This window comes from Erwinia sp. PME.40.26/001, from assembly GCF_055556675.1.
This window is the reverse complement of record NZ_JBVHNP010000104.1, coordinates 1-279: the sequence shown is the minus strand read 5'-3', so window position 1 is coordinate 279 and position 279 is coordinate 1. Positions and strand designations below refer to the sequence as shown.

At 68.1% G+C, this 279-nt stretch carries 1 protein-coding gene; it reads right to left on the bottom strand.

The genetic code is table 11. The features are described 5' to 3' along the window. Positions 1–279 (bottom strand): thiamine pyrophosphate-dependent enzyme (locus ACZ3HG_RS23415; protein ID WP_465334726.1); only part of this gene is annotated, 279 nt, incomplete at both ends.

Genomic DNA, 279 nt, shown 5'->3' with positions numbered 1-279 from the left:
CGGGTTGGACGCCCGCCAAGACTTCAGTCCCAGGCTTCGGGCGTACGATGCGTGGTCGATCGGGGGCCGGAAGGTCCAGCGCATCGCATCCTCTGCGCCGGGCTCTCCGAGCGAGCTGCCCATCGCTCCCGTCACGGTCGCGACGTCCCGCCAGCCCCCGTTGTCGAGGACGAGGTAGACGACCGGAACGTCGTACGCGGCAGCGGTGTGGATCGCTGTGGAGTTGAACATGAACCCGCCATCGCCGAGGACGGCGATCACTCGACGATCGGGACGAGC